This window comes from Actibacterium sp. (assembly GCF_041584535.1).
In the GTDB taxonomy this organism is placed as follows: domain Bacteria; phylum Pseudomonadota; class Alphaproteobacteria; order Rhodobacterales; family Rhodobacteraceae; genus Actibacterium_D.
In genome coordinates this window covers 1-1,622 of record NZ_JBFHDW010000414.1, presented here as the reverse complement: position 1 = coordinate 1,622, position 1,622 = coordinate 1, and the positions used below count along the sequence as shown (strand labels likewise).

At 64.5% G+C, this 1,622-nt stretch carries 2 protein-coding genes; one reads left to right on the top strand and one right to left on the bottom strand.

What is annotated here, in order from left to right:
- Positions 1-883, top strand: an 883-nt coding sequence (locus ABYW26_RS14270) for a 4-hydroxyphenylpyruvate dioxygenase family protein (protein WP_372605575.1), incomplete at its 5' end; no start/stop codon positions are given.
- A 30-nt stretch (positions 884-913) separates the two neighbouring features.
- Here the strand turns inward: ABYW26_RS14270 and ABYW26_RS14265 are convergent.
- Positions 914-1,622: SDR family NAD(P)-dependent oxidoreductase (locus ABYW26_RS14265; RefSeq protein WP_372605574.1), on the bottom strand; the 709-nt coding region annotated here is incomplete at its 5' end.

Genomic DNA, 1,622 nt, shown 5'->3' with positions numbered 1-1,622 from the left:
CGTGGTCAATGAACAGGCCGGGGATTTCGCCGGGTCGGCCTTTAACATGCATGGCACCTGTATTTGCGACATCGGCCTGTCGGTCGGCTCGGCCGCTGATACGGTGGCGCGTGCGACAGCGTTGGGCGCTGATCTGTTCTCGCAACCGCTCAGCGCCGGACAGCAGGATATCCCGGCAATTCGCGGGCTGGGGGGATCGGTTCTGCATTTCCTCGACCAGTCCGGCACGGCCAGCGATGTCTGGCGTTCCGAGTTCAACGCCCAGACCCCGGCCCCGGACAGCGGCGCGGGCCTGCTGCATATCGATCATATCGCCCAGACCATGACCTATGAGGAAATGCTCAGCTGGTCGTTGTTCTATACCTCGCTGTTTGAGATGCGCAAAAGTCCGATGGTTGATGTGATCGACCCTGACGGTCTGGTGCGCAGTCAGGCGCTTGAGGCCTCGGGCGACCGGTTGCGGATCACGCTGAACGGCGCCGAGACCCATCGCACGCTGGCCGGGTCGTTCCTGTCCGACAGCTTTGGCGCGCCGGTTCAGCATCTGGCCTTTGCCACGGACGACATTTTCGCCAGCGCCGCGAAACTGGCCCAGCGCGGGTTTCAGGCCTTGCCGATTTCGCCGAATTACTATGATGACCTTGCCGCCCGGTTCGACATCTCGCCCGAGGATCTGGAGCGCCTGAAAGCCGCGAATATCCTGTATGACGAAGACAAGAACGGCGCGCTGTTCCAGCTTTACAGCCAGCCCTTCGCGGGCGGCATGTTCATCGAGGTCCTGCAACGCAAGAACGGCTATCGCGGCTATGGCGCGGCGAACGCGCCGTTCCGGATCGCGGCGCAAAAGCGCCTGTTGCGTCAAAAAGGCATCCCGCGCGCCTAAGCCAGCGCGGGATGCGGTGTTTCAGCCGGCTCAGACCAGCGACAGGCCGGGGATTTTCCCCAGAATGCTGTCGCTGATGCCGCCGTCGATCAACAGGGTCTGGCCGGTGACATAAGACGCCGCCGGGCTGCCCAGATAGACGATGGCTTCGGCGATATCGTCGGGCTGGCCAATCCGGCCCAACGGCACCAGGGCCTCGCGCGCGGCGGTGACGTCGGCATCGGCATAGACCTTGGCGGTCAGCGGCGTCGACACCATGCCGGGCGAAACCGCATTGGCGCGGATACCGTCCGGCGCCCATTCCTGCGCCATATTGCGGATCAGCGAAACCAGCGCCGCCTTGGCGGGCGAATACGCGCCCTGCCCCAGATGCGCCTGCATTCCCGACATCGAGGCCACAGCGACAATCGCGCCCTTCGACACTTTCAACGCCGGGTATAACGCCTGCGCCAGCACAAAGGTCGCGCGGACGTTCAGGTTGAATTGCCGATCCCAGACCGCGACATCCAGTTCGGCCAGACGCCCCGGCGCCACGCCCCCGGCGTTCGAGACCAACAGGTCCATGCCACCGCAAAACGCCTCGGCCTGCGCGGCCATGTCCCGCGCGGTATCGACATCGGCAATATCGCCGGTCAGGAACAAGGTTTCGGCCCCCATCGCCGCCAGATCGTCCAGCAGGGTCTGCGGCGCGGGCTTGGCCCCCGAGGCGGTCATGACCAGTTTCAGCCGCGACCCTGCT